The sequence below is a fragment of the Pseudomonas sp. R76 genome, assembly GCF_009834565.1.
GTDB lineage: Bacteria > Pseudomonadota > Gammaproteobacteria > Pseudomonadales > Pseudomonadaceae > Aquipseudomonas.
Genome location: NZ_CP019428.1, coordinates 4,987,300 through 5,012,942, shown reverse-complemented (window position 1 = coordinate 5,012,942; position 25,643 = coordinate 4,987,300). Strand labels below are relative to the sequence as shown.

Below are 25,643 nucleotides of genomic sequence, written 5' to 3'. Positions count from 1 at the left end.
TTACTACTTCCCCGCGGCGGTCGACAAGTTTGATGTTACGAGCGGTGGAGGGGGCAGTCGTTGAAATGGCAGGCGCCAGAAACGACAAAGCCCCGTAATTCGGGGCTTTGTCATGCCTGAGGCTTACTGCTCCTCAGCCGGTTTATCCCCATGGGACAAGCTGTACACATAGGCTGCCAGCAAGTGCACTTTGTCGTTGCCTTGCAGCAACTCCTGCGCCGGCATCTGGCCCTGACGGCCATAACGGATGGTCTGTTGCAGTTGCGCGAAGCTCGAACCGTAGATGAATGCACCCGGATGTGTCAGGTCGGGCGCGCCCATTGCTGGGGTGCCTTTACCGGCCGGGCCGTGGCAGGCCACGCAGTTGGCGGCGAAGAGTTTTGCGCCATTGGCCACGTCGGCCTTGGCGCCTTCGGGCAGTTTGCGGCCGTCGAGGTTGGTCACCACGAAACCCGCGACGTCGGCCACACCTTGTTCGCCGATCACTTCAGCCCAGGCCGGCATCACCGCGTGGCGGCCTTTCATGATGGTTTCCTTGATGGTTGCCGGCTCGCCGCCCCAGCGCCAGTCGGCGTCGGTCAGGTTGGGGAAACCGTAGGCGCCCTTGGCATCGGAGCCGTGGCACACCGAGCAGTTGGACGCGAACAAACGGCCACCCATCTTCAAGGCTTGCGGGTCCTTGGCGACTTCTTCAATCGGCATGGCGGCGAATTTGGCGAAGATCGGCCCGAACTTGGCCTCCGACTTGGCCATTTCCTTTTCCCATTCGTGCACGCCGGTCCAGCCGGTCTGGCCGTTGGCGAAGGGGGTTTGCTTGTCGTTGTCGAGGTAGTTGTAGCCCGGCAACAGGCCTTTCCAGTTGCCCAGGCCTGGGTACAGCGCCAGGTAACCGAGGGCGAAAATGATGGTGCCGACAAACAGCATGAACCACCACTTCGGCAGCGGGTTGTCGTATTCCTCGATGCCGTCGAACGAGTGGCCGACGGTCTCGTCCGTCTGTTCGGTGCGCTGGCCCTTGCGGGTCGACAGCAGCAGCCAGGTCAGGGCGAAGATGGTACCCAGACTGAGGACTGTGACGTACAGACTCCAGAACGTAGTCATTCTTTGTTACTCCTAGACGCTTGCTCGACGTGCTTGATGGCTTCGGGGTCATCCGCGAAGGGCAACATGGTTGCGTCGTCAAACTCCGACTTGCGTTTGGGGCTGAACACCCACAGTGCCAGGCCGATAAAGGCCACCATCACCACAACGGTGCCCAGGCCACGAATCATCCCGATATCCATGCAGGTCACCGTTTGCTTTTGATGAGGGTGCCAAGGCCCTGCAGGTAGGCCACCAATGCGTCCATTTCGGTCTTGCCCTTAACGGCGGCGGCGGCACCGGCGATGTCTTCATCGGTGTAGGGCACGCCCAGGGTGCGCAAGACTTCCATCTTCTTCGCGGTGTCCTTGCCGTCGAGCTTGTTTTCCACGAGGAACGGGTACGCCGGCATTTTCGACTCAGGCACTACGTTGCGCGGGTTGTACAAGTGCGCGCGGTGCCAGTCGTCGGAGTAACGTGCGCCGACGCGGGCCAGGTCCGGGCCGGTACGCTTGGAACCCCACAGGAACGGGTGGTCCCACACGCTTTCGCCGGCCACCGAGTAGTGGCCGTAGCGTTCGGTTTCGGCGCGGAACGGGCGGATCATCTGCGAGTGGCAGCCCACGCAACCGTTGGCGATGTAGACGTCGCGGCCTTCCAGCTCAAGCGCGGTGCGCGGCTTCATGCCTTCCACCGGCTTGTTGGTCACGTCCTGGAAAAACAGCGGAACGATTTGGGTCAGGCCGCCGATACTCACGGCGATGACCATGAAGAAGGCCAGCAGGCCGATATTCTTCTCGACTACTTCATGCTTCATCAGTGAGCTCCCACAACGGCGATCTTGGCGGCGGCTTCGGCTTCTACCGGGTCGGAGGCACTCACGGTGCGCCAGACGTTGTAGGCCATCAACAGCATGCCGCTGGCAAAGAACGCACCGCCCAGGGCGCGGACGATGTAGCCCGGATGGCTGGCTTGCAGCGCTTCGACGAAGGAGTAGGTGAGGGTGCCGTCATCGTTGATCGCACGCCACATCAGGCCTTGGGTGATGCCGTTGACCCACATCGAGGCGATGTAGAGCACGGTGCCGATGGTGGCCAGCCAGAAGTGCGCATTGATCAGCCCGACGCTGTGCATCTGCGCACGGCCGAACAGTTTGGGGATCATGTGGTACAGCGCGCCGATGGAGATCATCGCTACCCAACCCAGCGCCCCGGCGTGCACGTGGCCGATGGTCCAGTCGGTGTAGTGGGACAGCGAGTTGACCGTCTTGATCGCCATCATCGGCCCTTCGAAGGTCGACATGCCGTAGAACGCCAGCGATACCACGAGGAAGCGCAGGATCGGGTCGGTGCGCAGCTTATGCCAGGCGCCCGACAGGGTCATCATGCCGTTGATCATGCCGCCCCAGCTCGGGGCCAGCAGGATGATCGACATCGCCATGCCCAAAGACTGCGCCCAATCGGGCAGTGCGGTGTAGTGCAAGTGGTGTGGGCCGGCCCAGATGTACAGGGTGATCAGCGCCCAGAAGTGCACGATGGACAGGCGATAGGAGTAGATGGGACGTTCGGCCTGTTTGGGCACGAAGTAATACATCATCCCCAGGAAGCCCGTGGTGAGAAAGAAGCCCACGGCGTTGTGGCCGTACCACCACTGGATCATCGCATCCGTCGCCCCGGCGTAGGCCGAGTAGGACTTGAACAGGCTGACCGGCAGGGACGCGTGGTTGACGATGTGCAGCATCGCCGTCACGAGGATGAACGCACCGTAGAACCAGTTACCGACATAGATGTGCTTGGTCTTGCGCTTGACGATGGTGCCGAAGAACACCACGGCGTAGGTCACCCAGACGATGGCCAGCAAAATGGCGATCGGCCATTCCAGCTCGGCGTATTCCTTGGTGGTGGTGTAGCCCAGCGGCAGGGTGATGATGGCGCCGAGGATCACGGCTTGCCAGCCCCAGAAGGTGAAGGCCGCGAGGCCGTCGGAGATCAGTCGCGTCTGGCAGGTTCGCTGCACGACATAGTAGGAAGTGGCAAATAACGCACAGCCACCGAAGGCGAAAATCACCAGGTTGGTGTGCAGCGGGCGCAGGCGGCCGAAGGTCGTCCATGGCAAACCGAAATTCAATTCCGGCCAAACCAATTGCGAGGCGATGAACACCCCGAGCCCCATGCCAAGGATCCCCCAGACCACCGTCATGATGGCGAACTGGCGGACTACCTTATAGTTATAAGCAGTCGGACTGATTGCTGTGCTCATTCTAAGGTTCCACGGTTTAGGTTTTTTTATAGGTAAAATCGGCCGCAAGTATGTAGAAACCGAGGGGCCATTGCAACGCAATGACTGACCTGTATCAATGCGTTCCACGCCAGATTCTGCGCCCTTTCCATGTTTGGTGTAAGGACAAAATCCAAAATCGAAAGCTGATCGAGTGGACAAGAATTTTTAAGGGGGCAACAGCTGTTGCTGCGTACGCCGGAATCGGTCCACTGTGCAAGCAAGCGTAGACCCGATTAGCAGGAGGGGAAAGTTGGTCTCGGGAAGGGTGCGACACTTGGTCGCGCAACTTCAAGAATGAATGCAGAACCTGTGGCGAGGGAGCTTGCTGTGGAGAGGGAGCAAGCTCCCTCTCCACAGTCAGCAGTTACTCCGTTTGGCTTTCTGGCGTTGCGCCGTCAGCGTTGTGGGACAGGCTGTAAACATAGGCGGCGAGCAGGTGCACTTTGTCATTGCCCTGCAGCACTTCCTGCGCCGGCATCTGGCCTTGGCGGCCGTGGCGGATGGTCTGCTGCAACTGCGCCAGGCTGGTGCCGTAAATGAACCCGGCAGGCTCGGTCAGGTTCGGCGCACCCATGGCTTCCACGCCGTGGCCTTGTGGGCCGTGGCAGGCCACGCAGGTGGTGCTGAACGCGGCTTGCCCGGCGGCGAGGTCGGCGGTGCTATTGGCCGGTAACGGCAGCTTGGCCAGGTCGTGACGCACATAGGCGGCGACGTTTTTCACACCGTCCTCGCCCAGCACTTCACCCCAGGCCGGCATCGCTGCGTGGCGCCCGTTGAGGATGGTGGCTTTGATCGCTTCAGCCGAACCGCCCCAGCGCCAGAGGTTGTCCGCCAGGTTCGGGAAGCCGTAAGCGCCCTTGGCATCCGAGCCGTGGCACACCGCGCAGTTGGAGGCGAACAGGCGACCGCCCATCTTCAGCGCTTGCGGGTCCCTGGCGACCTCTTCTACCGGCATGGCTGCGAATTTGGCGAAGATCGGCCCGAACCTGGCGTCGGCCTTGGCCATTTCCTTGTCCCATTCCTTGGTCTGGGTCCAGCCGTCTTCATAGCCCGGCAACACGCCTTTCCAGTTGCCCAGGCCCGGGTAGAGAATCAGGTAGCCGACGGCAAACACCAAGGTGCCGGCGAACAGCATGAACCACCACTGGGGCAGCGGGTTGTCGTATTCCTCGATGCCATCGAAGGCGTGGCCCATGGTCTGGTCGACGCTGCCTTTGGTCTCGCCCTTGCGGGTGCCGACCAACAGCCAGGTCAGGCCGACCAGGCTGCCGAGGGTCAATACGCAGATCCATGTACTCCAGAACGTCGTCATGGGCGTGTGCTCCTTGTTGCAGGCTCTTCTTGAGCGTCGGATGGAAGAGGTTCATCGGCGAAAGGCAGCAGGCGGGCCTGCTCGAATTCCGCATTGCGCCGGTTGTTGAACACCCACAGCGACAGGCCGATAAACGCAATGGCGACCACCAGCGTGCCAAGGCCGCGGATGGTGCCCGCATCGAATTCAAATCCCATGGCTCACCTCTTGCTCTTGATGGCAGTGCCGAGCACTTGCAGGTACGAAACCAGCGCGTCCATCTCGGTCTTGCCCTTGAGGCTGGCGACCGCGCCACTGATGTCGTCGTCGGTGTACGGCACGCCGAGGGTGCGCATCACTTTCAACTTGGTCTCGGTGTGGCTGCTGTCGACCGGGGCCGTGACCAGCCACGGGTAGGCCGGCATTTTCGACTCCGGCACCACGTTGCGCGGGTTGTACAAGTGCGCGCGGTGCCAGTCGTCCGAGTAGCGCGCGCCGACGCGGGCCAGGTCCGGGCCGGTGCGTTTGGAGCCCCACAGGAACGGGTGGTCCCACACGCTTTCGCCCGCCACCGAGTAGTGGCCGTAGCGTTCGGTCTCGGCGCGGAACGGGCGGATCATCTGCGAGTGGCACTGCACACAGCCTTCGCGGATATAAATGTCGCGACCTTCCAGTTGCAGCGCGGTGTAGGGCTTCATGCCTTCGACCGGCTTGTTGGTCACGTCCTGGAAGAACAGCGGGACGATCTGGGTCAGGCCGCCGATGCTCACGGCGAGCACCATCAGCAGCATCAGCAGGCCGACGTTCTTTTCAATCGTTTCGTGTTTCATCACAGACTCCTCAGGCCATCTGCGCGGCGGTGGCGGGTTCGGCGGCTTGCAGCGATGGCGCCGAGCGCACGGTGCGCCAGGTGTTGTAAGCCATCAGGAACATGCCGCTGAGGAACACCGCACCGCCCACCAGCCGCACGATGAAGCCAGGGTGGCTGGCCACCAGGGTTTCGACGAAGGAGTAGGTCAAGGTGCCGTCTTCGTTGACCGCACGCCACATCAGGCCCTGGGCGATGCCGTTGACCCACATCGAGGCGATGTAGAGCACGGTGCCGATGGTGGCCAGCCAGAAGTGCGCGTTGATCAGGCCAAGGCTGTACATCTGCTCGCGGCCGAAGATTTTCGGGATCATGTGGTACAGCGCGCCGATGGAGATCATCGCCACCCAACCGAGGGCGCCGGCGTGTACGTGGCCGATGGTCCAGTCGGTGTAGTGGGAGAGGGCGTTGACGGTCTTGATCGCCATCATCGGGCCTTCGAAGGTCGACATGCCGTAGAACGCCAGCGACACCACCAGGAAGCGCAGGATCGGGTCACTGCGCAACTTATGCCAGGCGCCCGACAGGGTCATCATGCCGTTGATCATGCCGCCCCAGCTGGGGGCCAGCAGCACCAATGACATCACCATGCCCAGCGACTGCGCCCAGTCCGGCAACGCGGTGTAGTGCAAGTGGTGCGGGCCGGCCCAGATGTACAGGGTGATCAGTGCCCAGAAGTGCACGATGGACAGGCGATAGGAATACACCGGGCGTTCGGCTTGTTTCGGCACGAAGTAGTACATCATCCCGAGGAAGCCGGCGGTGAGGAAAAAGCCTACGGCGTTATGCCCATACCACCACTGCACCATGGCATCCGTCGCACCGCCGTAGAGGGAGTAGGACTTGGTCAGGCTGACCGGGATTTCCAGGTTGTTGACGATATGCAGGATGGCCACGGTGATGATGAACGCACCGAAAAACCAGTTGCCGACGTAGATGTGCTTGGTGTTGCGCTTCATCACCGTGCCGAAGAACACGATGGCGTAGGCCACCCAGACGATGGTGATGAGGATGTCGATCGGCCATTCCAGCTCGGCGTATTCCTTGGAACTGGTGTAGCCCAGCGGCAAGCTGATCGCCGCCAGCAGAATGACCAACTGCCAGCCCCAGAAGCAGAACGCGGCGATTTTCGGCGCGAACAGCTGCGTCTGGCAGGTGCGCTGCACCGAGTAGAAGGAGCTGGCGAACAGCGCGCAGCCCCCGAAAGCAAAAATCACCGCGTTGGTGTGCAGTGGGCGCAAGCGGCCAAAGCTGGTCCACGGCAAATCGAAGTTGAGTGCAGGCCAAACCAATTGGGCGGCGAGAAAAACCCCGAGCCCCATGCCGACGATGCCCCACACCACCGTCATAATGGCGAATTGGCGGACCACCTTGTAGTTATAGGCGGTACTTAAAGTAGTGTTCATGGTTCCCCATCCACGGTTCAACCCAAGCAAATGCGGCACTTGGGCTGGAGTTATAGGCAGACTAAAAAGCGAGGCAAGCATGGGCAAAGAGCACAAGGCCAGTATTGACGGGGATCAATGGGCGCAGTGTGTGCGTGAGCGCGGCTGGTTGTGGGATGCGGCGCAAGGGTCTATCGCGCGTACGCCGGTGACATTGATCCTGGCCCACGGCGCCGGCGCGCCAATGGACTCGGGGTTTATGAACGACATGGCTGCACGCCTTGCCGGGCATGGCGTGAACGTGGTGCGCTTCGAGTTTCCCTACATGGCCCAGCGCCGTGTGGATGGCGGGAAACGCCCGCCGAACCCGGCGCCCAAACTGCTGGAAACCTGGCGTGAGGTGTACGCCGAGGTGCGACGTCATGTCGCTGGGAAACTGGCCGTTGGCGGCAAGTCCATGGGCGGGCGCATGGCAAGTATTCTGGCGGATGAATTGGGTGCTGATGGGCTGGTGTGCCTGGGCTATCCGTTTTATGCGGTGGGCAAGCCGGAAAAACCTCGCACCGAACATTTGGCCGGGTTGAAGACGCCGACGTTGATTGTGCAGGGTGAGCGCGATGCGTTGGGCAATCGGGCGGCGGTGGAAGGGTATGCGTTGTCGCCGAGCATCGAGGTGATGTGGCTGGTGGCGGGGGATCATGATTTGAAGCCGTTGAAGGCTTCGGGGTTTAGTCATGAGCAGCATTTGGAGGCTGCGGCGGTGAAGGTGGCTGGGTTTCTCCACTGATCATTCCCACGCTCCGCGTGGGAATGCAGCCCTGGACGCTCTGCGTCCGCTCTTGAAGCAGTGACGCAGAGCGTCACAGGAGGCGTTCCCACGCAGAGCGTGGGAACGATCTGTATCAGCGGTTGAAGCGCTCCACCAGCGAGTACTGGGTATTCGCGGTATGGGTAAGCTCTTCACTCAACTGCGCCGAGTTCATCGCCTGTTCCGACGTCTGATCCGCCAACAGCGCAATCGTGCTGATGTTGCGGCTGATCTCTTCGGCCACCGCGCTTTGCTCTTCGGTGGCGGCGGCGATCTGCGTGGTCATGTCGGTGATATTGGCCACCGCTTCACTGATGCCCACCAATGCCTGGTCCGCCTCCATCACCCGCGCCACGCCTTCTTCGGCCTGGCGATGCCCGGCGTCCATGGTTTGCACGGCGGCGGCAGCGGTGTGCTGCAGCTTGGCGATCAGGGCATGGATCTGCCCGGTGGACTCGGCGGTGCGCTGCGCCAGTTGACGGACCTCGTCGGCGACCACCGCAAAACCACGGCCCATCTCACCGGCGCGGGCCGCCTCGATGGCGGCGTTCAAGGCCAGCAGGTTGGTCTGGTCGGCGATGCCCTTGATCACGTCAACCACGCCGCCGATTTCATCGCTGTCCTTGGCCAACTGGGTGACGGTCACACCGGTTTCACCCACGGCGACCGACAGGCGCTGGATCGCCTCGCGAGTTTCCCCGGCGATATCGCGACCGCGACCGGTCAGGCGATTGGCTTCCTGGGTGGCGTCAGCCGTGCGCTGCACGTGGCTGGCGACTTCCTGGGTGGTCGCTGCCATTTGGTTGACTGCGGTGGCCACCTGCTCGGTTTCCACGCGCTGGCGTTCGAGGCCGCTGGAGCTGTTGTGCGCCAGGGTGTTGGACTGCGCGGCCTGGTCGTTGAGGTGCTCGGCCGTATCCTGCAAGCGCGTAAGGCAGGTCTTAAGACGCGCTTCCTGGCTGAGAATCGACATCTCCAGTCGCGCTTGTGCGCCACGGCTGTCGGTATACATCTGTGCGATCAACGGGTCGGACGTGGTCTGCTCCGCCAGGCGCAGCAAACGCTTGAGGCCACGCTGTTGCCAGCTCAGGCCCAACAGGCCCAACGGCACCGACAACCCCGCCGCCAGGGCAAAGCCCCAGTGGGAGTTGAGTGACGCGCCGATCATGAAACTCAACTGGCTGACCAGGATAAACGGCAGCCAGTCCTGCAACACCGGCAGCCACTTGTCCCGCTGAGGAACGGCCGACTTGCCCTGGTTGATCCGTTGATAGAGCGCTTCGGCCCGGCGGATCTGCTCGGCGGTGGGCTTGATGCGCACCGATTCGTAGCCGATCACCTGGTTGCCATCGAAGACCGGTGTCACGTAGGCGTTAACCCAATAGTGATCGCCGGTCTTGCAGCGGTTCTTAACGATGCCCATCCATGGCAAGCCTTGTTTGAGCGTGGACCACATGTGCGCGAACACGGCCGACGGCACATCCGGGTGACGCACCAAATTGTGCGGAGCGCGGATAAGTTCGTCACGGGTGAACCCACTGATCTCGACAAAGGCGTCGTTGCAGTAGGTGATCACGCCTTTGGCGTCTGTGGTGGAGATCAACCGTTGCTGAGCGGGGAAGGTACGTTCGCGCTGGGTAACGGGTTGGTTATTACGCATGGTTGTTCAATCCGCAAGGCTTTCAGGGGGTATCGGCAGGTGGGGGCGATTGTTGAGGAAATTTCTGAAGGTTATTTGCCTGGGCGATCTATCCCGCTGTGTCGGTAAGCATTCTTGGACAGCTTAGAGCATGAAGTCGGTGTGTGTAGGAATTATCTGAAGGGTGTGAGCTTAGTTGAAGTAAGAAGTGGATGTATTTCGTGTGTCATGTTGTTTTTTTAAAGATGAAGAATACCTTTGAGTTGTAGGTGTGCGGCCTTTTTAAGTTTGGGTGCACTTAATTAACAGTCAATAAGCGCACTTGATTAATATTCAAAAGGCGCGTCAGAGACTTCATCTTAATGAAAGACACTACGCTTGTTTGTCGTTGCCACACCTGTGCGCCTAATAACATTGTGCTTGGCGCGGAGGGGCGCGGATGATTCCGGTCTATCAGCCCTATCTGGGTGGGCGCGAAAAGGAATACGTCAACCAGTGCCTCGACTCGACATGGATATCTTCTCGAGGAGAATTCATTCCCCGCTTTGAAAACGAGTTCGCCCGCTATATTGGCGCTGCACACGCCACCACCGTGAGTAACGGCACGGTTGCCTTGCACCTGGCAATGGCTGCCCTGGGGCTTGGGCCTGGCGATGAAGTCATTGTTCCTACACTGACGTACGTGGCATCGGTCAACACGATCATGCAGACCGGGGCCAAGGTGGTCTACGCCGAGTCCCACGCCGATACCTGGAATATCAGTGTCGAGGACGTTCGCCGCCGAATTACGCCACACACCAAAGCCATCATGATTGTGCATTTGTATGGCCTGGCCTGTGACATGGATGGGCTGGTTGCGCTCTGTCGAGCGCATAACGTGCTGCTGATCGAAGACTGCGCCGAAGCCTTCGGCTCCTTGTACAAAGGCCGGCATATCGGCACTTTCGGTGATGTCGCCACCTTCAGCTTTTTTGGCAACAAGACCATCACCACCGGCGAAGGCGGGATGGTGGTGTGCAAAAGCCGCTTTGTTCACGAGAGGGCCTGCCACCTTAAAAGCCAGGGCGTTTCCAAGACGCGTGAGTATTGGCACGATGATTTGGCGTTCAACTACCGAATGACCAACATCTGTGCGGCCATTGGCCTTGCTCAATTGGAACGTGCAGACGAGATTCTCGCGCTTAAGCGCCAAATTGCCGGTTGGTACCATCAAACGCTTGAAGGGCTGCCGTTGCGCATGCACGCGGAGCAGCCAGGCACCCGCCACTCCTATTGGATGTGCTCCGTGCTATTGGACGATCCGAGCCGGCGTCAGGCGCTACGTGATCACCTCAAAAGCCAAGGCATAGAGACGCGCCCGCTGTTTGCGCCTGCTCACACCATGCCGCATTGCAAGACCAATGAAGACTTTCCGATCGCACAAGACCTCAGTGCGCGCGGAATGAACCTTCCCAGTTATCCGACGCTGAGCCGTGAGCAAGTCGTGCACGTGGCAGATGCGATTCGCCGTTTCTTTGCCGACTGATACGCAGGGGCAGGTTGATAAGTTGACTTGGGCCACCTTCAAACTTCAAGCAGCCAATGGCCGATGAATGTTTGGACTCACTCTATTTGCTCAGGTGACGTGATGTTTTTGTACTTTTCCCGCGTGTGGGATGCCCGTTACTTTTGGGTTCACCTTTCGCTGGCTGATCTTCGATCCCGATGGCGGCGTTCTTTTTTTGGCATTGTATGGTCAGTTATCCAGCCGTTAGGCCTGACGCTGTTACTGACGTTAGTGTTCAGCAAACTGTTTAATGCGGACATTGTCACGTACGCGCCTTATATTCTTTCCGGGATCATCGTGTGGGAGTGTATATCGGCGAACACCGTGGCGGGTTCATTGTCATTTGTTCAGGCAGACGCCTACATCAAGCAATGCAATCATCCCCTGGCGATATATACCTTGCGCACGGTGTTGAGCAGTAACATCGTTTTACTGCTGGCCAGTATCTCGCTCTATGGCTGGGTGGTCGTGGTACTTCCACAGAATATTGGCTGGAGCTGGTTGGCCTCATTGACGCTGTTTCCGGTGCTGGCGTTGATTGCGTGGCCTGTCTCTACCCTGTTGTCCTACGTGAGTACGCGTTTTAGAGATGTTCCCCACGCCCTTGGGCTGATCATGCAGTCGTTGTGGTTTATTTCACCGGTGTATTTCGAAGCCAAGATGTTCAAGAACGGCGGGCTTCATGCACTGGTCGATTACAACCCTATTTACCACCTGCTGCAATTGATACGTGCGCCCTTGCTTCAGGGCGAATGGCCGACGTGGCAAAACTACGCATTCAGCATCGGGCTTGCGGTTTTTTTTGCTGTGTTGGCAATTGTCGTTGGTAGCAGAGTTGAGCGCAAAGTGATCTTTTACCTATGAAAAATAATCGGATTCTGCTTCAGGGCGTTAATCTTCATTATGCCTCGGTGGCTTATAAAGAACGTTCGTTGAAGTCCCTGATGGCCGGTGCGTTTGGTAATAATCACGCCCGCTCCAACGTGGCTGACATCCATGCGCTGAAAAATATCAGTGTCGAGATAAACAGCGGGGAACGTGTCGGTTTGCTTGGGCACAACGGGGCAGGCAAAAGTACCTTTTTGAAAACGGTCGCCGGGCTCTACCCCGTTTCAAGTGGCCTGCTGAAGGTTGAAGGGCAAGTTCGCTCCCTCTTTGATTTGAGCCTGGGTTTCGAGCCTGATGCGACCGGCCGCGAAAATGTTCTATACCGAGGACTGTTGCTGGGCCTGTCGCCTAAGTTCATGCGTGAGAAAGCCGACGAAATAGTCGAGTTTGCCGGGCTTGGAGAATTTATCGATTACCCGATAAAGACCTATTCGGCCGGCATGCAAGTCAGGCTGGCGTTTGCCATTTCCACCACAGTGGGCGGCGATATATTGCTGCTTGACGAAGTGATCGGGGCCGGCGATGCGAACTTCATGGCCAAGGCCAGGGAGCGGATTACCGGGCTTATCGAGCAAGCAGAAATTCTGGTCCTGGCCACCCATGATTTCAGTGCATTACGTTCGATATGCAATCGGGGCCTGGTCTTTCATCACGGTGAACTGGTGTTTGACGGTGGCTGTGACGAGGCGGTGGCCGAATATAAAGTTATCAATGGGCTGGCCCAATCTTGAAAACACTCAGAGTCCTTTGGCTGCTCAATCACACGACATTGCGAACCTTCGAAGTTGAACAACTGAGTGCCTTGGGCGTGAATGAAGTGTTTATGCCCAAACGCTTTCCCTATGATGAGGGGAATTTGTCCGCCGATGTCGATTTCAGCTTTGACGCGGCGTTAACAATCCCCCAGTCAGACGTGGATATTCTTAATTCGCAGGATTGGTATGCGAACCCCAGCGAAGAAGCCTGGCGAATTGCCAACGCTTACTTTGATATTGCCGTGGTCGGCTTCTTCGTGCCGCAGATCACGAGTGCTGTTCGCCATTTTCGCGGCGCGATCGTATTGCGGGTATTTGGGTTGTCCAAGGGGTTCAGCTATTCGCAATTATTGTATGAAGCAGCGGGTGAGGCGCTCGTGCGGGATATCAAAGCCATAGGCTCACGTTTCTGGTTGGGTACTGGCTATGAACATTTGAAGGAGGTGGAGCAGCATTTTTTGGCGAGCAGGGACTGTTTTTTACCCGTCGGTTTGAAAGGCGACGCCACGCCCGAACAATGGGAGGGGCATTTGAACAAGGTGATGTTCGTTTGCCCAAGGATTGGGTCATCTCCCTACTTTGAAAATATCTATAAAAACTTTATTCACGATTTTTCTGATATCGAGTACACCATTGGCGGTGCGCAGCCTATCGCGGTCCAGGATAAACATGTCATAGGCTTTGTGTCCCGTGAACAGCATGAATACAACATGCGCCAGCACAAGGTGATGTTCTATCACTCCCGTGAGCCCAATCATATTCATTATCATCCCTTTGAAGCCATTCGTGCAGGCATGCCTTTATTGTTCATGGCCGGTGGAATGCTCGACAAAATGGGCGGGGCTGCGTTACCAGGGCGCTGCAAAACCGTGGCAGAGGCCAAGGCTAAAGCCAAACGACTGATGCGTGATGACCAAGGTTTTATTCAGCGTATCCGCGACACCCAAAGGGTGTTGCTTGAACCGATGAAAGCCAAGAACTGTGAGCAGGCTTGGCAGCGTGGATTCAGGCAAATAATCAACGGGCTTGAGTCCTCAAGAAAGGACAGCCTGGATCGTCCTGTTCGCCGCAAGCGAATTGCGGTGATTGTGCCGGTGGAGTACAGAGGTGGCAGCCTGCGGGGCGCCAAACTTGTCGCCAACGCCTTGTACCAGGGCAGCCGTCTAGCGGGCGAACCGGCCGATATCGTATTCCTGCATCTGGACCACTCGCAGAGCTATCCGCCTGACGCGTTCAGAGACCTTGAAAAGGGCATTACGATTCGCGCCTATCAATGGGGCGTTCTAGACGCCATGCCGGCCCGTCGGGCGATGCGCTATGCCGGGCATGAGGGCTGGGAGCCGAAAAGCCCGCGCTACCTGATTGTTGATGATGGGATAAACAATCTTCAGGAGTGTGATGCCTGGCTGGTCATATCCGATCGTTTGAGTGCACCGCTCTTACCCCTGCGGCCGTCGGTGCTGATGGTGTATGACTATCTTCAACGGTATACGCCGATACTTCCTTTTGGCGCTGATCAGCCATTTCTGGAAGCAGCAAGAGCCGCGTCACAAGTATGGGTGACCACTGAATTTACCCGACAGGATGCGTTGAACTACGCCGGTGTGCCCGCCGATAAAGTCTTCAAGTTGCCGATGCTCGCGCCCGATTTTTCCAGCACGCAGGCGTGTGCCATCGACCACTCGGACTATTTTGTATGGACGACGAATTCGGCATTGCACAAGAACCATTTGAATGCAGTGGAAGCCTTAAAGATTTATTACGAAACACTGGGCGGAACACTCGAGTGCAGAATGACCGGCGTAGACACGAAGGGACTATTTAAAAGCACATTGCCCCATCTCAAGCAGGTAGCGAACAGGCTTGTTAAGCATTCACAGGTGCGCGCGCGTATCAAAATTTTGGGTGAGTTGCCGGAGCGCGATTATCAGGCTGTGCTTTCCCGTGCTGCCTTTTTGTGGCACGCCGGTTCAATAGACAATGGAACGTTCAGTGTCATCGAAGCGGCCACTCTGGGTGTGCCGTCATTAAGCAGTGATTACCCGGCGATGAGGGAGGTCGATCAGCAGTTTTCCCTGGCGTTGAGTTGGATGCGGTCGGACGACCCAGCGCACATGGCCAGCCAGCTTAAAGACATGGAACTTACCTATTTGGATCGTCGCAAGACCCTGCCGTCGTGTGACGTATTGCGTGAGCAACGAATAGAAAAGTTAGCAGGTGCCTATTGGCAGGTTGCCAGGGAGTGCTTATGAAACACTTCGGGATTTACTTGGCGTACGCGCCAGGTGTGGACCTGCGACATGAAGGGTTGGGCCGCTACCTTGCCGCGTTCCTTAAAGGGGCAGCCGGGCGTGATGATGTAAAGTTTACGTTGGTCTGCCCGAGCTGGACAAAAAAAGCACTGCATGACTTGTTTCAGAGCGAAGGTGTTGAGGACGGCGTGTTCGAGATTGTGTGTCCGCCGAATATTCCGTTGATCTTGCGCGTTTATGAACACTATATCGCTGGAAAGAAACGGCTTAAAAAACCGTCGCTGAAGCAACGTATCGTGAAAACGCTGTCTTCCTGGAAGGCGATGTTCCTGAGTCACGTTGAAGAACGCTTGATTGCGGTTGACTCTTATCGGGGTGTGGTCCGCCTGGGTCTCGAAGCGGTGCCCTTGTGTTTATTGCTCTTGTTGATAAGCCCCTTACTGATTCTTGTACCGCTGTATAGGCTTCAATTGCAGCTCAACGGTGTTGCGCAGAAGTGTTTTCGGCCGGTGAAACGCTTGATCAACCCCTTGCTGGCTTCTGCAGAGGCTCCAAAGGAGGATACGTTTGTCCTGCGCCTGTACCGTCGATTGGAGCAGGTTGAGTCAGACCGTATGTTACAACTGATCAACACTCTGACAGAGGTGACGGCGTGGTACGGCCCTACGGCTTTTTGGCCGGCATTCAATAAGATTCAAGCGCCCCGCTTGATGTGTGTGCCGGACGTTGTTCTAGCGGATTTTCCGGTTGGGTTCTCGCAGGTGGGCGGGGAACGATTTCTGCAAGTATACGAACGCGTAGAGGCTGCCATTCAGGGCGGACAACACTTCGTCACTTACAGTCAGCAGGTGAAATGGCAAACACTTGTTGAGCGATACGCGCTGAAATCGTCAGCTGTTTCTGTGGTTCATCATGCACCCAATGACCTCAGCGGGCATATCGCCGTTAAAGGTTGCGTAGACGCAGAGGTGGCGTCTAAAAACTATTGTGTGATGCTCTTTAAAAGGGCACTGAGAAAAACCTCAAACCCAGCGTATGCGTCCACGTTTACCAACGGCGATGTAAAGTTCATTTTTTATGCAAGTCAGTTTCGCCCGAACAAGAATTTAATTTCTCTGCTGAAAGCCTATAAGCACCTCCTTCATAACCGCTTTATTCGGCACAAGTTGATACTCACGGGGAACGCAGAAGGGTTTGCGCCGGTGAAGGCCTTTATCCGCGACCATCACCTGGAAAATGACGTGCTGTGTATGCATGGGTTGTCAGTGGGCGAATTGGCCGCGTGTTACTCGTTGGCAGAGCTGGCGGTGAATCCGAGCCTGAGTGAAGGTGGGTGTCCGTTTACGTTTACTGAAGCGTTATCCGTCGCAACCCCCGTGGTCATGGCGCGTATACCGGTCACGGAAGAGATCCTGGTGGATGCCGAACTGCAAAAGGTGACGTTTTTTGATCCCTATGATTGGAGGGATATCGCCTACCGCATTCAATGGGGCGTGCAGAACCGGGATGAGTTGCTGGGTATTCAACTGCGTGCCTACGCGTCGCTCGCCAGGCGCAGTTGGGCGGATGTTGTAAACGAGCACATCGATATATTGGAGGCTATCTCCAGAACCGACTCCGCCGCACAGGAGCACACCCTGTGCGCCCATTAGAGGGTTTGTTGATCCTTGGTTGTGGTGGTCATGCTCGCGCTGTGGCGGATGTCGCATTGGCTTTGGGCGTGAAACACCTGTGTTTCGTAGACCACCATGCGCGCCCTGATGAAACCTGTTGGGCGTTTCCTGTGCGTCGCAGTTGGGATGAAGACCTATCGCAGGGGTGGTCTGTCATGCCTGCCTCGGGAGACGGCGCCCGCCGACAAGCGCAGTGCGATTGGGTGGATCAGCGTGGTTGGCCTTTAGCCACGCTCGTGTCCCCAACGGCCACAATCGGCTTCGGTTCGACATTAGGCGTGGGTACGTTTGTAGGGCATCACGCGCATGTCGGCCCTTTGGCCTCCGTGGGAATTGGGTGTGTGGTCAATACCGGGGCGATCGTTGAACATGAGTGCACGATCGGTGATTTCACGCATATTTCCATCAATGCTGCGGTCGCGGGAAGGTGCCATGTCGGACAGTTTTGTTTTATTGGCGCGGGGTCGACCGTTATTGACGGTGTGAAGATCGCAGATGGCGTGACGTTGGGCGCAGGTGCGTGCGCACACCGTGATTTAGCGGAGCCTGGCGTCTATGTGGGCGTACCGACGCGCAAGCTGATCAAGTGCACCTTGGCATGTTAATCGCGCACTTTTCGCCTCTTTCCAAGTGCCGAATTGATCGTCGTTTACTGCACCGCTCGCCTGCATGCGGATGTAAGGCCAAGTTCAGCACAACACACCCACTTGCCCATGCCTTTCGTCACTGGCGCTTCACACTAAAAAGCGACAGCCCCCGGCAGGGCTCTAGACCGTGGCAGGCAGGGGTTTAGACGTCTGCTGAGCGGATGCTCAGACCTTTCCACTGAAAAGTGACATGTTTTATCCAGAGGCCAGTTTTCCAAAGATGAAAAACTGATTTGGCGATAGGAATATTCCGTATTTTCCTAGACATAAATAGTCATTTAAATAAGAATGTTGGCGCTAGTTTGTAAGAAAACTCACTATGTTTTTCCCCCTGGACGCTTCGGCGATTTGACTTTATTTAGCTGAAAGACTCTACGTCACTTTGTTTTCGGGTCTGCCGCATCGAGGGGGCGAACGCTGCAGCCGAAATCAAGTGGCAGTACGTAAAGGAGTTACATTGTGACACTTGTTCCAGTCATTATCTGCGGCGGTGCAGGCAGTCGTCTGTGGCCTGTCTCTCGTTCAGCACATCCCAAGCCGTTTATCGAACTGCCTGGTGGCGGTAATCTGATTCGCAAAACCTATGGTCGCGCATTGGCTCTGGACGCAGTCAGCGAAGTGTTGACAATCACTAATCGTGATCTCTATTTCAAAACCTTAGATGAATACAGCGCACAAGCGCCTCAGTTCACTAACCTGAGTTTCGTGCTTGAGCCCTTTGGGCGTAATACTGCAGCCGCTGTCGCGCTGGCGGCTCAAGAAGTTGCGCGCACTCATGGGCAAGATGCCATCATGCTGGTGCTCCCAGCTGACCACCTGATCGATAACCATGCGGCATTTGCCGACGCTGTTTCGGCAGCATCCGAGTTGGCCAAAGAGGGCTGGCTGGTAACTTTTGGCGTTAAGCCTGAGTATCCGGAAACCGGTTACGGCTATATCCAGAAAGACAATGAAACCCCACTCGGTAATGGCTTCAAGGTTAAACGCTTTGTCGAGAAGCCCGACCTTGAAACCGCTCAAGGTTACTTGGCGTCAGGTGAATATTTCTGGAATTCCGGCATGTTCTGTTTCCGCGCCGGTACGTTAATTGAAGAAATGGCACTCTGCGCACCGGATGTTTCCAGTGCTGTGGACCAGTGCCTGGCAGGTTCCGGCACGATGACTGGCAATAGCCATCGCAGCCTGCATCTGGAGCCGGAAAGCTTTGCCAAGGTCCCTGATATTTCCATCGACTTCGCGCTGATGGAGCGCTCAAGCAAGGTGGCAACAGTGCCTTGTGATATCGGTTGGAGTGATATCGGCTCGTGGAATGCCATGAGCGAGCTGTCGCCTTCGGACGAGCAGGGCAACCGTGTCGAAGGGGAAGCCATTTTTCATGGTGCCAACAACAACTACGTGCGCAGCCCGCGACGTCTGACTGCTTTGGTCGGGGTCGAGGATCTCATCATCGTCGATACGCCGGACGCCCTGCTGGTTGCCCACAAAGACCATGCACAAGACATTAAGGCAATCACGGCGCAGCTGAAGAAGAGCGGTCACTGTTCGCACCTTGATCACACCACGGTTCGCCGTCCCTGGGGTGCCTACACCACCCTGGAAGAAGGCCAGCGTTTCAAGATCAAACGCATCGTGGTCAAGCCGCAGGGTTCACTCTCACTGCAGATGCACCACCACCGAAGCGAACACTGGATTGTGGTGAGCGGCATGGCGCGCGTCTTTAACAATGATCGTGAATTCCTGCTCAACACCAACGAGTCGACGTTTATTCCCGCAGGCCACACTCATCGGCTGGAAAACCCAGGGGTTATCGATCTGGTGTTGATTGAAGTGCAGAGTGGCGATTACTTGGGCGAAGACGACATCGTTCGGTTTGAGGACATTTACGGTCGCGCCGAAAACGGCAACTAAGGTATTAATGACCTGCCCGAATGAGTATTCGGGCAGATGTCATCCTTGCTTGTTCATCAGGTCCTGATAAACCTTTATATATCCCCGCAACATTTGATCACCGGTGAATAGCTCGGTGTATCGCGTCTCTGCCTTTTCGCCCATGATTGCGGCTTCTTGCGGGTTGTCCCACAGATATCGCATGGCTTCACGGAATGCCGTTGGGTCCTCTGGCGGAACCGCCAAGCCTGTTTCATTGGCAATGTTGATGTAAGTGGTGCCTGTGCCGATTTCACATGAAATCATTGGCTTGCCATACATTGCCCCTTCCAGCAATGCCACCCCAAACGCTTCCGAGCGAAGATGCGAAGGGAACACGATTGCCGTTGAAAGTTGAATCAACGCTACCTTGTCTTCGTCGCTCACTTTTCCCAAAAAGTGCACATTCTGAAGCCCAAGTTGCTCTGCTTGCGCCATGAGTTCCTGTTTCTTTGGCCCATCGCCAACAATAACCAGCGGGTAACCTGTGCCCTGGACAGCCTCGAGCAGTGTGTGCAGGCCTTTGTAGTAACGCAGCACACCGACAAACAGGAAGAACCGCTCAGGCAGTTGCGTCGCCCAGCGAGCTTTCAGCGAGGGAGAAGGAACGGGGTAGCTTTCCTTGTTTAGACCAATCGGAATGATGCTGATCTTTTCACGAAACGCGGGCAGTACCTTGCTCGACTCCAAATAGTTGGGCGAGGCAATAACAATCCGATCGACGCTGCTCAAAAATTTGTTCTGAAGTGGGCGATAGAGCTTTAACAGGTTCTTTTGATCAACGATGTCTGAGTGGTAGGAGACAACGCTAGGCTTCTTGATGCGGCTGGCGAAATGGATGACATCCATGAAAGGCCACGGGAAATGATAGTGGATAATGTCAGCCTGCTGCGCGAGCTCTTTGAACTTCGAGAATGCCTGGATCGAAAACCCGGTTGAAGCGATTTTAATATTTTCTTTAACTTGGTAAGTCTTGTAACCGTCCAACTCTATCACTGTTGGGCTCGGGTGAGGGGACAGTGCAAGGACTTCGCAGGTCGCACCAAAACGATGCGACTGTTGGCATATCTGATGTATGACTTGCTCTACACCACCCATGGTGTCCGGGAACGCGGTCTTATAGAAATGCAAAATACGCATGGCGAGTTCCGGTTAGGGGAAGATGGATTTTAGCCAGACGGCGTAGGGCTGAAAAAGCCACCATTTCAAGGGAACGCTACCGTGATGTCTGCGCACTACCGCTATAGCTTCCGAGTAATGGCGACGGCGTAGGGTTTTTGTTTTGGTCTCTTCATGTTCCCGATTAACGGCCACGAACGCATCAATGTAGGTGAGGGGACCTACTTCTTTAAAAAGTCGCCACCAAAGATCATAGTCCATCGCCATGTGTAACGTGGCGTCTACGCCCTTTACGGTTTCCCAGGCGGATCGACGAATCAAGGTAGCGGGTTGTGAAATGATGCAGCGCAGAGAGAGCCGGCGTTCGCTGAAGGGCTCAACCCAGACCGGCTTACGCGTGGAAGTGTTTTGAATAAAGTTCCAGCATTTACCGTAGACCGCTGAGGCCTGCGGCGCGGCGTTAATCGCTTCGATCAAGCGTTTCAACCCGTCGGGTTCGAACCAGTCGTCGCTGTTAAGCCAGCATACAAATGGGGCTGTGCCTCGAAGGATGCCTTCATTGATAGCCGCTGCCTGACCCTCATCCCGGTGGCTGCGCCATCCGGCTAACTTGTGCTCCCATTTGCGGATAACGTCCACCGAGTTATCGGTGGAACCGCCGTCCAGGACAAATACCTCTACAGGAACGTCCTGTTCGAATATGGACCTCAAAGCATCGTCGAGATAACGGCCTTGGTTGAATGAAGGTACTGCGATCGTGACCAAGGGTTGAGACATTCAGAGGTGATCCGCGCGGCTGAGAAAATCTTTGTAGGTGAGAGCTATGCCTTCACGCAATTGCGTTTTGGCAGTCCATCCAAGGCCTTTCAAGCGATTGATGTCGAGCAGTTTGCGAGGGGTGCCATCGGGTTGGTTCTGGTCGTAAACGATCTGACCGTTGTACCCGACAACCTCCATAACCAACTCGGCGAGTTCGCTGATGGGCAGGTCGCTGCCCATGCCTACGTTGAAAAGCCCGCTTTCAATGTCGGACTCCATCAGGTGCACGCAAGCATCGGCCATGTCTTCAACAAAAAGAAACTCGCGTCTTGGCTTGCCCGAACCCCAGACCACCAACTCTGAAGCGCCGCTCATTTTTGCCGCATGGGCTTTGCTGATCAGAGCAGGCAGCACGTGGCAGTTCTCAAGGTCATAGCTGTCATTAGGCCCATAGAGATTGGACGGCATGACGGCAATGAACTGGGCACCGTATTGACGATGGTAGTTTTCGCACAGTTTGACGCCAAGAATCTTGGCCACTGCATAAGGTTCGTTGGTTTGTTCCAGCGGCCCTGTCAGCAGGTAATCTTCGTGAATCGGCTGAGCGCAATCTCGCGGATAAATGCAGCTTGAACCTAAAAACAGAAGGCGCTGGACCCCATGCTTCCAGGCGCTGTGGATCACATTCGCCTCGATCATCAGGTTTTGATATATAAACTCAGCTCTGAAATTATTGTTGGGTTTGATCCCGCCAACCCTGCCGGCTGCCAGGAAAACGATCTCAGGTTTTTCTGCGGCGAAAAAAGCATCCACCGCAGCCTGTTGGGTCAGATCGAGTTCAGCGTGCGAGCGAGTAACGAAATTGCTGAATCCAGCGGCGGATAGCCGCCGCTGGATCGCAGAACCCGCCATGCCGGCGTGCCCTGCGATATATATTTTGGCGCTTTTATCCACCTAGCTATTACTCGTGGTAGTCGTAAACGGAGTAACCGTGTTTTTTCACCAACTCATCACGAGTCGCTGACTTCAAGTCTTCGGTCATCATCTCGGTGACCAGTTCCTCAAAGCTGATTTTAGGTGTCCAGCCGAGTTTCTGCTTGGCCTTGGTTGGGTCGCCCAGCAGTGTTTCCACTTCGGTAGGGCGGAAGTAGCGTGGGTCAACCGAAACGATGCACTTGCCATCGGCGTCGTAGCCTTTCTCATCAACGCCTTCACCTTTCCAGGTGATGTTGATTTCGGCGTGTTTGGCTGCGGCGTTGACGAAATCGCGCACGCTGTATTGCTTGCCGGTGGCGATAACGAAGTCTTCCGGGTGTTCCTGTTGGAGCATCAGCCACTGCATTTCGACGTAGTCTTTTGCATGGCCCCAGTCGCGCAGTGCGTCAAGGTTGCCCAGGTACAGGCAGTCCTGCAGACCCAGCTTGATGCGCGCGAGCGCACGGGTAATCTTGCGGGTTACAAACGTCTCACCACGCACCGGGCTTTCGTGGTTGAAGAGGATGCCGTTGCAGGCATAGATGCCATACGCTTCGCGGTAGTTAACGGTGATCCAGTAAGCGTAAAGCTTGGCCACTGCATACGGGGAGCGCGGGTAGAACGGTGTGGTTTCTTTCTGCGGGGTTTCCTGCACCAAGCCGTACAGCTCGGAGGTGGACGCTTGATAGAAACGGGTTTTCTTTTCCAGACCCAGGATCCGGATCGCTTCAAGGATACGCAGCGCGCCCAGTGCGTCGGAGTTGGCCGTGTATTCAGGCTCCTCGAACGACACCGCAACGTGAGACTGTGCCGCCAGGTTGTAGATTTCGTCGGGCTGCACTTGCTTGATGACGCGGATCAGGCCGGTCGAATCGGTCATATCGCCGTAATGCAGGACAAGGCGACGATCGGAGTCGTGCGGGTCCTGGTACAGGTGATCGATTCGATCGGTGTTGAACGAAGAGGCTCGACGCTTGATCCCGTGTACTTCGTAGCCTTTTTCGAGAAGCAACTCGGCCAGGTAGGATCCGTCTTGACCTGTTACTCCAGTAATAAGCGCAACTTTTTTCATATGCTTCTCTTAACGTGTTTTTTTAAAAATATATTTGACGCGAAAGTGAGGAGTGCTATTTCTCGCGATTGATCTACACAGCCCAGGCCATACCTGGGCCGATAATTTCCTATACTGCCTCAATGAGGCTGAATTCTCAATGTGTGCCGATTAGCCTGCGACTTCGCAAACTTATCGGCATCGAACTCGAGCATTTACCGTGCGCAATCATGGTGCAGCGGAACAGCTGGCGTTCGGGAACCAGGCATTTCCATCTTGTACCAGTTCAAATTGCAATGAATTACCCGGGTTGGCCTTGTATTGATTGGCACCAGTATAGTCTTTCAGATCGAATACCAGCCGCTTTTTCTCGCCAGGCTTCACTACCAAGTTTTCCGCAATGCGATAGCCCGAGTCCCATAGTAGCATCGCGCCGTCCGGACCTTTTAAGTGTACCCCGACGCTAATCGGGAATGCACCCTGACCCAGACTCAGGTTAAAAGTTCCATTATTGTTAAGGTCTATCGCCACGTGCTGTTGTTTATCAAGCTGAGTGCAGGTCAGCGTGGCGTGGAGGTCTGTTGCAGGCAAAATCGCGGAATCACCGCTGCCTCTAGTTAGCACCCTTACGTCCTTGAAAATTTCTGGATGCTGGGCGCGGTCTATGCGAAGAGGGAAGGGCGCACGGTTGTTGTTCAGATAAAGTTCAAGTTTGTTCGCATCAATCAGTTCGGGATAAGCGTTCTTATCAAAGGGTGCGGCTGCGTTTATCGTGATGCTGTCGATGGCCGTGTAGTCTTTAGAGTAGGACACCTTGTAATTTGGCTGTGGCAGCAGTACATGCGCAAACCGCCCGGACGGGTCTTCAATCACAACAAGGTTCAACGAATGCAATGCCGACTTGAGTGTTGCGAACTCATCATCTTTAACCACGGTCCTGTCAATCACCAGTGCCTTGAAGCCGACCGCTTGAATTTCATTGATCAAGGCGTCGATTGGTAATTTCGAAATGCGTCGATTCCAATTGTCCGCGGGGCTGTTTTTAGAGGCGCCATTGCTCCAGTGAATATGGTCAGAGAACAAGTACAGGCGAATATGGTTGAACGAACCCCAGCCATAGTATTTGTTGTTTGTCAGGTACTGGGAGTAAGGAAACTGATAAACCATCGCGTCCTTCGGCAGTTCCGACTCCAGCTGTTTGACGAATGCTGTTTCTTGCGCCACGCGAGGACGAATGTCGGGTGACCTGTTCGCCACATTGGCGGGGATCTGGTCGTAGATGCCCAGTGCGGTGATGATCACAAGGGCGGCGGTTATTAGTGTGGGGCGACGCAAGGTGTTCAAGGCGCGGCTGGCGATCAGCGCGCCCAGAAGTAAAAGGGCAAACTCCATGAATATTGGAAAACGGTTGTAAGCCCTGATAGTTGGGAAAACGAAAGCGATGAGCGTACCTAATCCGCCGGAGATGCTCGCCAGGAAGACAAAAAAGATAATAGCGAGAAGACTGTCTCCCAAGCCAATAAAACGCTTGTCGTGTTCCAGGGTTGTAGCGTTGTCGGTAAATACGGTACGGCGTAACTGTGGCACCATCAGCAAGATGAAACTCAGGAACAGTAGCGCGGTTCCGAACACACCCAGTGTAATGGAGGCGGGTATAGAAATTCGCCGAGCGGCATTGCTGCTCTCAACCAAGCGATCGCCCACGTGGCGCATCACGCCAAGGTGATGTTGTTGGTTGGGCGTGATCAGTAACTTAAGGCTGCTGCTGTAAACCTCGGACTCGAGGGGGTACTTTAACAGCACGGGGTCGGCGACATTGTTCTGGTAGAACTCATCGTGATGGGATTTTTTGTATTGGTACAGGGGCAACTGAATCAGCAGTGAAACGACGACCAATACGATGATGTTCAGAATGGCGGGAATAAGAATCCTCGGTGTTTTCCACCCGCCCACAATCAGTCGAATCGCACCGGCGCAACCGAATAACAGCAATGAGAAAAAGGCGTAATAGCCGTCGGACAGGGCGATCAGAATAATAAAGAACAGACCGAGTAAAAACGACTTGTTGGTGAGTAACGATTTTACTGCGACGGGCAGTTTGGCGGATGTCAGAATCGCATCAAACTTGCCTTGAAAGGTCCAAATGATCGCGACCATCGCCAGCGGGATGCAGAAATAGTTGGGCAGGAACGAATAAATAAGAATGTTAAAGCGGTAGGTGCAAAATGCAAACAGCAGCGCCGCACTGATCGCCGGCAAGCGAGCTATTGAAAGCAGGCGACAGGCCCAATAGGCGGTGATCGCGATCAGTGGGAAGTTTAAAATGAAGTACGTTTGCTGCAGGGTGATGGCGCTGTCGAAAAACGGACTCATTGCCAGCATTATAATCGAGTGCAGGGCACTGGTTTGGGCGGCAGAGTGATAATGCCAACTGGCAACTTCAGGAGCACCGAGGTAAGGGTTGTAAAGAATCCAACCCGTTTCTTTGAGTACTTTAGTTAAGGTGAATTGCCAAATGTCATCGAGGTGTTCATAGATAAACGGCGAGTCGAGACCTGACTTGTCCAGCCCCATCGCATAGTAGGCAATGACTAAAGGTACAATGCTCAAACATAATGCTGTCAGCACGGTGTGCGTTGGGTTCTTAAACGTCATGCCTCAGTGATCCTTACTCATGTGTGCGCTGAAATTTTCCACGCGG

22 protein-coding genes are annotated in these 25,643 nt (G+C 55.9%); 8 read left to right on the top strand and 14 right to left on the bottom strand.

Translation table 11 applies throughout. The features are described from left to right. Positions 1-123: 123 nt before the first annotated feature. The 8 genes from ccoP (PspR76_RS22500) to ccoN (PspR76_RS22465) all read right to left on the bottom strand — a co-directional run bounded on the left by ccoP (PspR76_RS22500) (position 124) and on the right by ccoN (PspR76_RS22465) (position 6,925). Positions 124-1,101 carry a cytochrome-c oxidase, cbb3-type subunit III gene (ccoP, locus tag PspR76_RS22500; protein WP_159958856.1) on the bottom strand — a complete coding sequence of 326 codons (978 nt, stop codon included), beginning with the start codon at positions 1,099-1,101 and terminating at the stop codon, positions 124-126. After that, complete coding sequence (locus PspR76_RS22495) at positions 1,098-1,283, bottom strand: CcoQ/FixQ family Cbb3-type cytochrome c oxidase assembly chaperone (RefSeq protein WP_016775513.1); 186 nt, start codon at positions 1,281-1,283, stop codon at positions 1,098-1,100. The genes ccoP (PspR76_RS22500) and PspR76_RS22495 overlap by 4 nt, the downstream gene beginning before the upstream one ends. A gap of 5 nt (positions 1,284-1,288) precedes the next feature. Continuing rightward, positions 1,289-1,897 (bottom strand): cytochrome-c oxidase, cbb3-type subunit II, encoded by a 609-nt coding sequence (ccoO, locus tag PspR76_RS22490; RefSeq protein ID WP_159958854.1) that lies wholly within the window; start codon positions 1,895-1,897, stop codon positions 1,289-1,291. Further along, positions 1,897-3,339 (bottom strand): cytochrome-c oxidase, cbb3-type subunit I, encoded by a 1,443-nt coding sequence (gene ccoN / locus PspR76_RS22485; RefSeq protein ID WP_159958852.1) that lies wholly within the window; start codon positions 3,337-3,339, stop codon positions 1,897-1,899. The genes ccoO (PspR76_RS22490) and ccoN (PspR76_RS22485) overlap by 1 nt, the downstream gene beginning before the upstream one ends. 385 nt (positions 3,340-3,724) lie before the next feature. Next, positions 3,725-4,672 (bottom strand): cytochrome-c oxidase, cbb3-type subunit III, encoded by a 948-nt coding sequence (gene ccoP / locus PspR76_RS22480; RefSeq protein WP_159958850.1) that lies wholly within the window; start codon positions 4,670-4,672, stop codon positions 3,725-3,727. After that, positions 4,669-4,869, bottom strand: coding sequence for a cbb3-type cytochrome oxidase subunit 3 (locus PspR76_RS22475; protein ID WP_159958848.1), 201 nt, complete (start codon positions 4,867-4,869; stop codon positions 4,669-4,671). The genes ccoP (PspR76_RS22480) and PspR76_RS22475 overlap by 4 nt, the downstream gene beginning before the upstream one ends. A gap of 3 nt (positions 4,870-4,872) precedes the next feature. Beyond that, the gene (gene ccoO / locus PspR76_RS22470; RefSeq protein ID WP_017134815.1) at positions 4,873-5,481 is read right to left on the bottom strand and encodes a cytochrome-c oxidase, cbb3-type subunit II; all 609 of its coding nucleotides are present in this window, start codon (positions 5,479-5,481) and stop codon (positions 4,873-4,875) included. A gap of 10 nt (positions 5,482-5,491) precedes the next feature. Next, the gene (gene ccoN / locus PspR76_RS22465; RefSeq protein WP_159958846.1) at positions 5,492-6,925 is read right to left on the bottom strand and encodes a cytochrome-c oxidase, cbb3-type subunit I; all 1,434 of its coding nucleotides are present in this window, start codon (positions 6,923-6,925) and stop codon (positions 5,492-5,494) included. Positions 6,926-7,004: 79 nt separating this feature from the next. Here ccoN (PspR76_RS22465) and PspR76_RS22460 point away from each other — a divergent pair, with 79 nt between their 5' ends. Then, positions 7,005-7,691, top strand: a complete 687-nt coding sequence (locus tag PspR76_RS22460) for an alpha/beta family hydrolase (RefSeq protein ID WP_159958844.1) — start codon at positions 7,005-7,007, stop codon at positions 7,689-7,691. A 115-nt stretch (positions 7,692-7,806) separates the two neighbouring features. On the opposite strand, the gene PspR76_RS22450 is transcribed toward PspR76_RS22460, so the two are convergent. After that, positions 7,807-9,372: a methyl-accepting chemotaxis protein gene (locus PspR76_RS22450; RefSeq protein WP_159958842.1), complete on the bottom strand. Its 1,566-nt coding sequence runs from the start codon at positions 9,370-9,372 to the stop codon at positions 7,807-7,809. Positions 9,373-9,790: 418 nt separating this feature from the next. Between PspR76_RS22450 and PspR76_RS22445 the strand changes: the two genes are divergently transcribed. The 7 genes from PspR76_RS22445 (at position 9,791) to PspR76_RS22415 (ending at position 19,020) form a co-directional block, all read left to right on the top strand. Continuing rightward, on the top strand, positions 9,791-10,876 hold the full coding sequence (locus PspR76_RS22445) for a DegT/DnrJ/EryC1/StrS family aminotransferase (RefSeq protein ID WP_159958840.1): 1,086 nt from the start codon (positions 9,791-9,793) through the stop codon (positions 10,874-10,876). Between the two features lie 102 nt (positions 10,877-10,978). Beyond that, on the top strand, positions 10,979-11,761 hold the full coding sequence (locus PspR76_RS22440; protein ID WP_159958838.1) for an ABC transporter permease: 783 nt from the start codon (positions 10,979-10,981) through the stop codon (positions 11,759-11,761). Continuing rightward, positions 11,758-12,516, top strand: a complete 759-nt coding sequence (locus PspR76_RS22435; protein ID WP_159958836.1) for an ABC transporter ATP-binding protein — start codon at positions 11,758-11,760, stop codon at positions 12,514-12,516. Before PspR76_RS22440 ends, PspR76_RS22435 begins: the two co-directional genes overlap by 4 nt. After that, the gene (locus PspR76_RS22430) at positions 12,513-14,792 is read left to right on the top strand and encodes a glycosytransferase (RefSeq protein WP_159958834.1); all 2,280 of its coding nucleotides are present in this window, start codon (positions 12,513-12,515) and stop codon (positions 14,790-14,792) included. Before PspR76_RS22435 ends, PspR76_RS22430 begins: the two co-directional genes overlap by 4 nt. Beyond that, the gene (locus PspR76_RS22425) at positions 14,789-16,444 is read left to right on the top strand and encodes a glycosyltransferase (RefSeq protein WP_237235691.1); all 1,656 of its coding nucleotides are present in this window, start codon (positions 14,789-14,791) and stop codon (positions 16,442-16,444) included. The genes PspR76_RS22430 and PspR76_RS22425 overlap by 4 nt, the downstream gene beginning before the upstream one ends. Continuing rightward, positions 16,432-17,070: an acetyltransferase gene (locus PspR76_RS22420; protein WP_159958832.1), complete on the top strand. Its 639-nt coding sequence runs from the start codon at positions 16,432-16,434 to the stop codon at positions 17,068-17,070. Before PspR76_RS22425 ends, PspR76_RS22420 begins: the two co-directional genes overlap by 13 nt. A gap of 501 nt (positions 17,071-17,571) precedes the next feature. Further along, positions 17,572-19,020, top strand: a complete 1,449-nt coding sequence (locus PspR76_RS22415; RefSeq protein WP_159958830.1) for a mannose-1-phosphate guanylyltransferase/mannose-6-phosphate isomerase — start codon at positions 17,572-17,574, stop codon at positions 19,018-19,020. Positions 19,021-19,059: 39 nt separating this feature from the next. Here PspR76_RS22415 and PspR76_RS22410 read toward each other — a convergent pair whose 3' ends face one another. From PspR76_RS22410 to PspR76_RS22390, 5 genes are all read right to left on the bottom strand, one after another. Beyond that, positions 19,060-20,178: a glycosyltransferase family 4 protein gene (locus PspR76_RS22410; RefSeq protein WP_159958828.1), complete on the bottom strand. Its 1,119-nt coding sequence runs from the start codon at positions 20,176-20,178 to the stop codon at positions 19,060-19,062. 12 nt (positions 20,179-20,190) lie between these two features. Further along, complete coding sequence (locus PspR76_RS22405) at positions 20,191-20,934, bottom strand: glycosyltransferase family 2 protein (RefSeq protein ID WP_159958826.1); 744 nt, start codon at positions 20,932-20,934, stop codon at positions 20,191-20,193. Beyond that, positions 20,935-21,870 (bottom strand): GDP-L-fucose synthase family protein, encoded by a 936-nt coding sequence (locus PspR76_RS22400; protein WP_159958824.1) that lies wholly within the window; start codon positions 21,868-21,870, stop codon positions 20,935-20,937. A gap of 7 nt (positions 21,871-21,877) precedes the next feature. After that, positions 21,878-22,963 (bottom strand): GDP-mannose 4,6-dehydratase, encoded by a 1,086-nt coding sequence (gene gmd / locus PspR76_RS22395; protein WP_016979321.1) that lies wholly within the window; start codon positions 22,961-22,963, stop codon positions 21,878-21,880. A gap of 207 nt (positions 22,964-23,170) precedes the next feature. Further along, a complete protein-coding gene (locus PspR76_RS22390; RefSeq protein ID WP_159958822.1) occupies positions 23,171-25,597 on the bottom strand; it encodes a hypothetical protein in 2,427 nt (808 codons plus the stop codon). Positions 25,598-25,643: the final 46 nt, after the last annotated feature.

Bases quoted from the DNA above. Each gene is read 5' to 3' on its own strand.
- PspR76_RS22425 (WP_237235691.1), top strand. From the start codon at position 14,789: ATGAAACACTTCGGGATTTACTTGGCGTACGCGCCAGGTGTGGACCTG.
- PspR76_RS22435 (WP_159958836.1), top strand. From the start codon at position 11,758: ATGAAAAATAATCGGATTCTGCTTCAGGGCGTTAATCTTCATTATGCC.
- ccoP (WP_159958856.1), bottom strand. From the start codon at position 1,101: ATGACTACGTTCTGGAGTCTGTACGTCACAGTCCTCAGTCTGGGTACC.
- PspR76_RS22475 (WP_159958848.1), bottom strand. From the start codon at position 4,869: ATGGGATTTGAATTCGATGCGGGCACCATCCGCGGCCTTGGCACGCTG.
- PspR76_RS22495 (WP_016775513.1), bottom strand. From the start codon at position 1,283: ATGGATATCGGGATGATTCGTGGCCTGGGCACCGTTGTGGTGATGGTG.
- ccoN (WP_159958846.1), bottom strand. From the start codon at position 6,925: ATGAACACTACTTTAAGTACCGCCTATAACTACAAGGTGGTCCGCCAA.
- PspR76_RS22440 (WP_159958838.1), top strand. From the start codon at position 10,979: ATGTTTTTGTACTTTTCCCGCGTGTGGGATGCCCGTTACTTTTGGGTT.
- PspR76_RS22405 (WP_159958826.1), bottom strand. From the start codon at position 20,934: ATGTCTCAACCCTTGGTCACGATCGCAGTACCTTCATTCAACCAAGGC.
- PspR76_RS22390 (WP_159958822.1), bottom strand. From the start codon at position 25,597: ATGACGTTTAAGAACCCAACGCACACCGTGCTGACAGCATTATGTTTG.
- ccoP (WP_159958850.1), bottom strand. From the start codon at position 4,672: ATGACGACGTTCTGGAGTACATGGATCTGCGTATTGACCCTCGGCAGC.
- PspR76_RS22460 (WP_159958844.1), top strand. From the start codon at position 7,005: ATGGGCAAAGAGCACAAGGCCAGTATTGACGGGGATCAATGGGCGCAG.
- PspR76_RS22445 (WP_159958840.1), top strand. From the start codon at position 9,791: ATGATTCCGGTCTATCAGCCCTATCTGGGTGGGCGCGAAAAGGAATAC.
- ccoN (WP_159958852.1), bottom strand. From the start codon at position 3,339: ATGAGCACAGCAATCAGTCCGACTGCTTATAACTATAAGGTAGTCCGC.
- PspR76_RS22410 (WP_159958828.1), bottom strand. From the start codon at position 20,178: ATGCGTATTTTGCATTTCTATAAGACCGCGTTCCCGGACACCATGGGT.
- gmd (WP_016979321.1), bottom strand. From the start codon at position 22,963: ATGAAAAAAGTTGCGCTTATTACTGGAGTAACAGGTCAAGACGGATCC.
- ccoO (WP_159958854.1), bottom strand. From the start codon at position 1,897: ATGAAGCATGAAGTAGTCGAGAAGAATATCGGCCTGCTGGCCTTCTTC.
- PspR76_RS22450 (WP_159958842.1), bottom strand. From the start codon at position 9,372: ATGCGTAATAACCAACCCGTTACCCAGCGCGAACGTACCTTCCCCGCT.
- ccoO (WP_017134815.1), bottom strand. From the start codon at position 5,481: ATGAAACACGAAACGATTGAAAAGAACGTCGGCCTGCTGATGCTGCTG.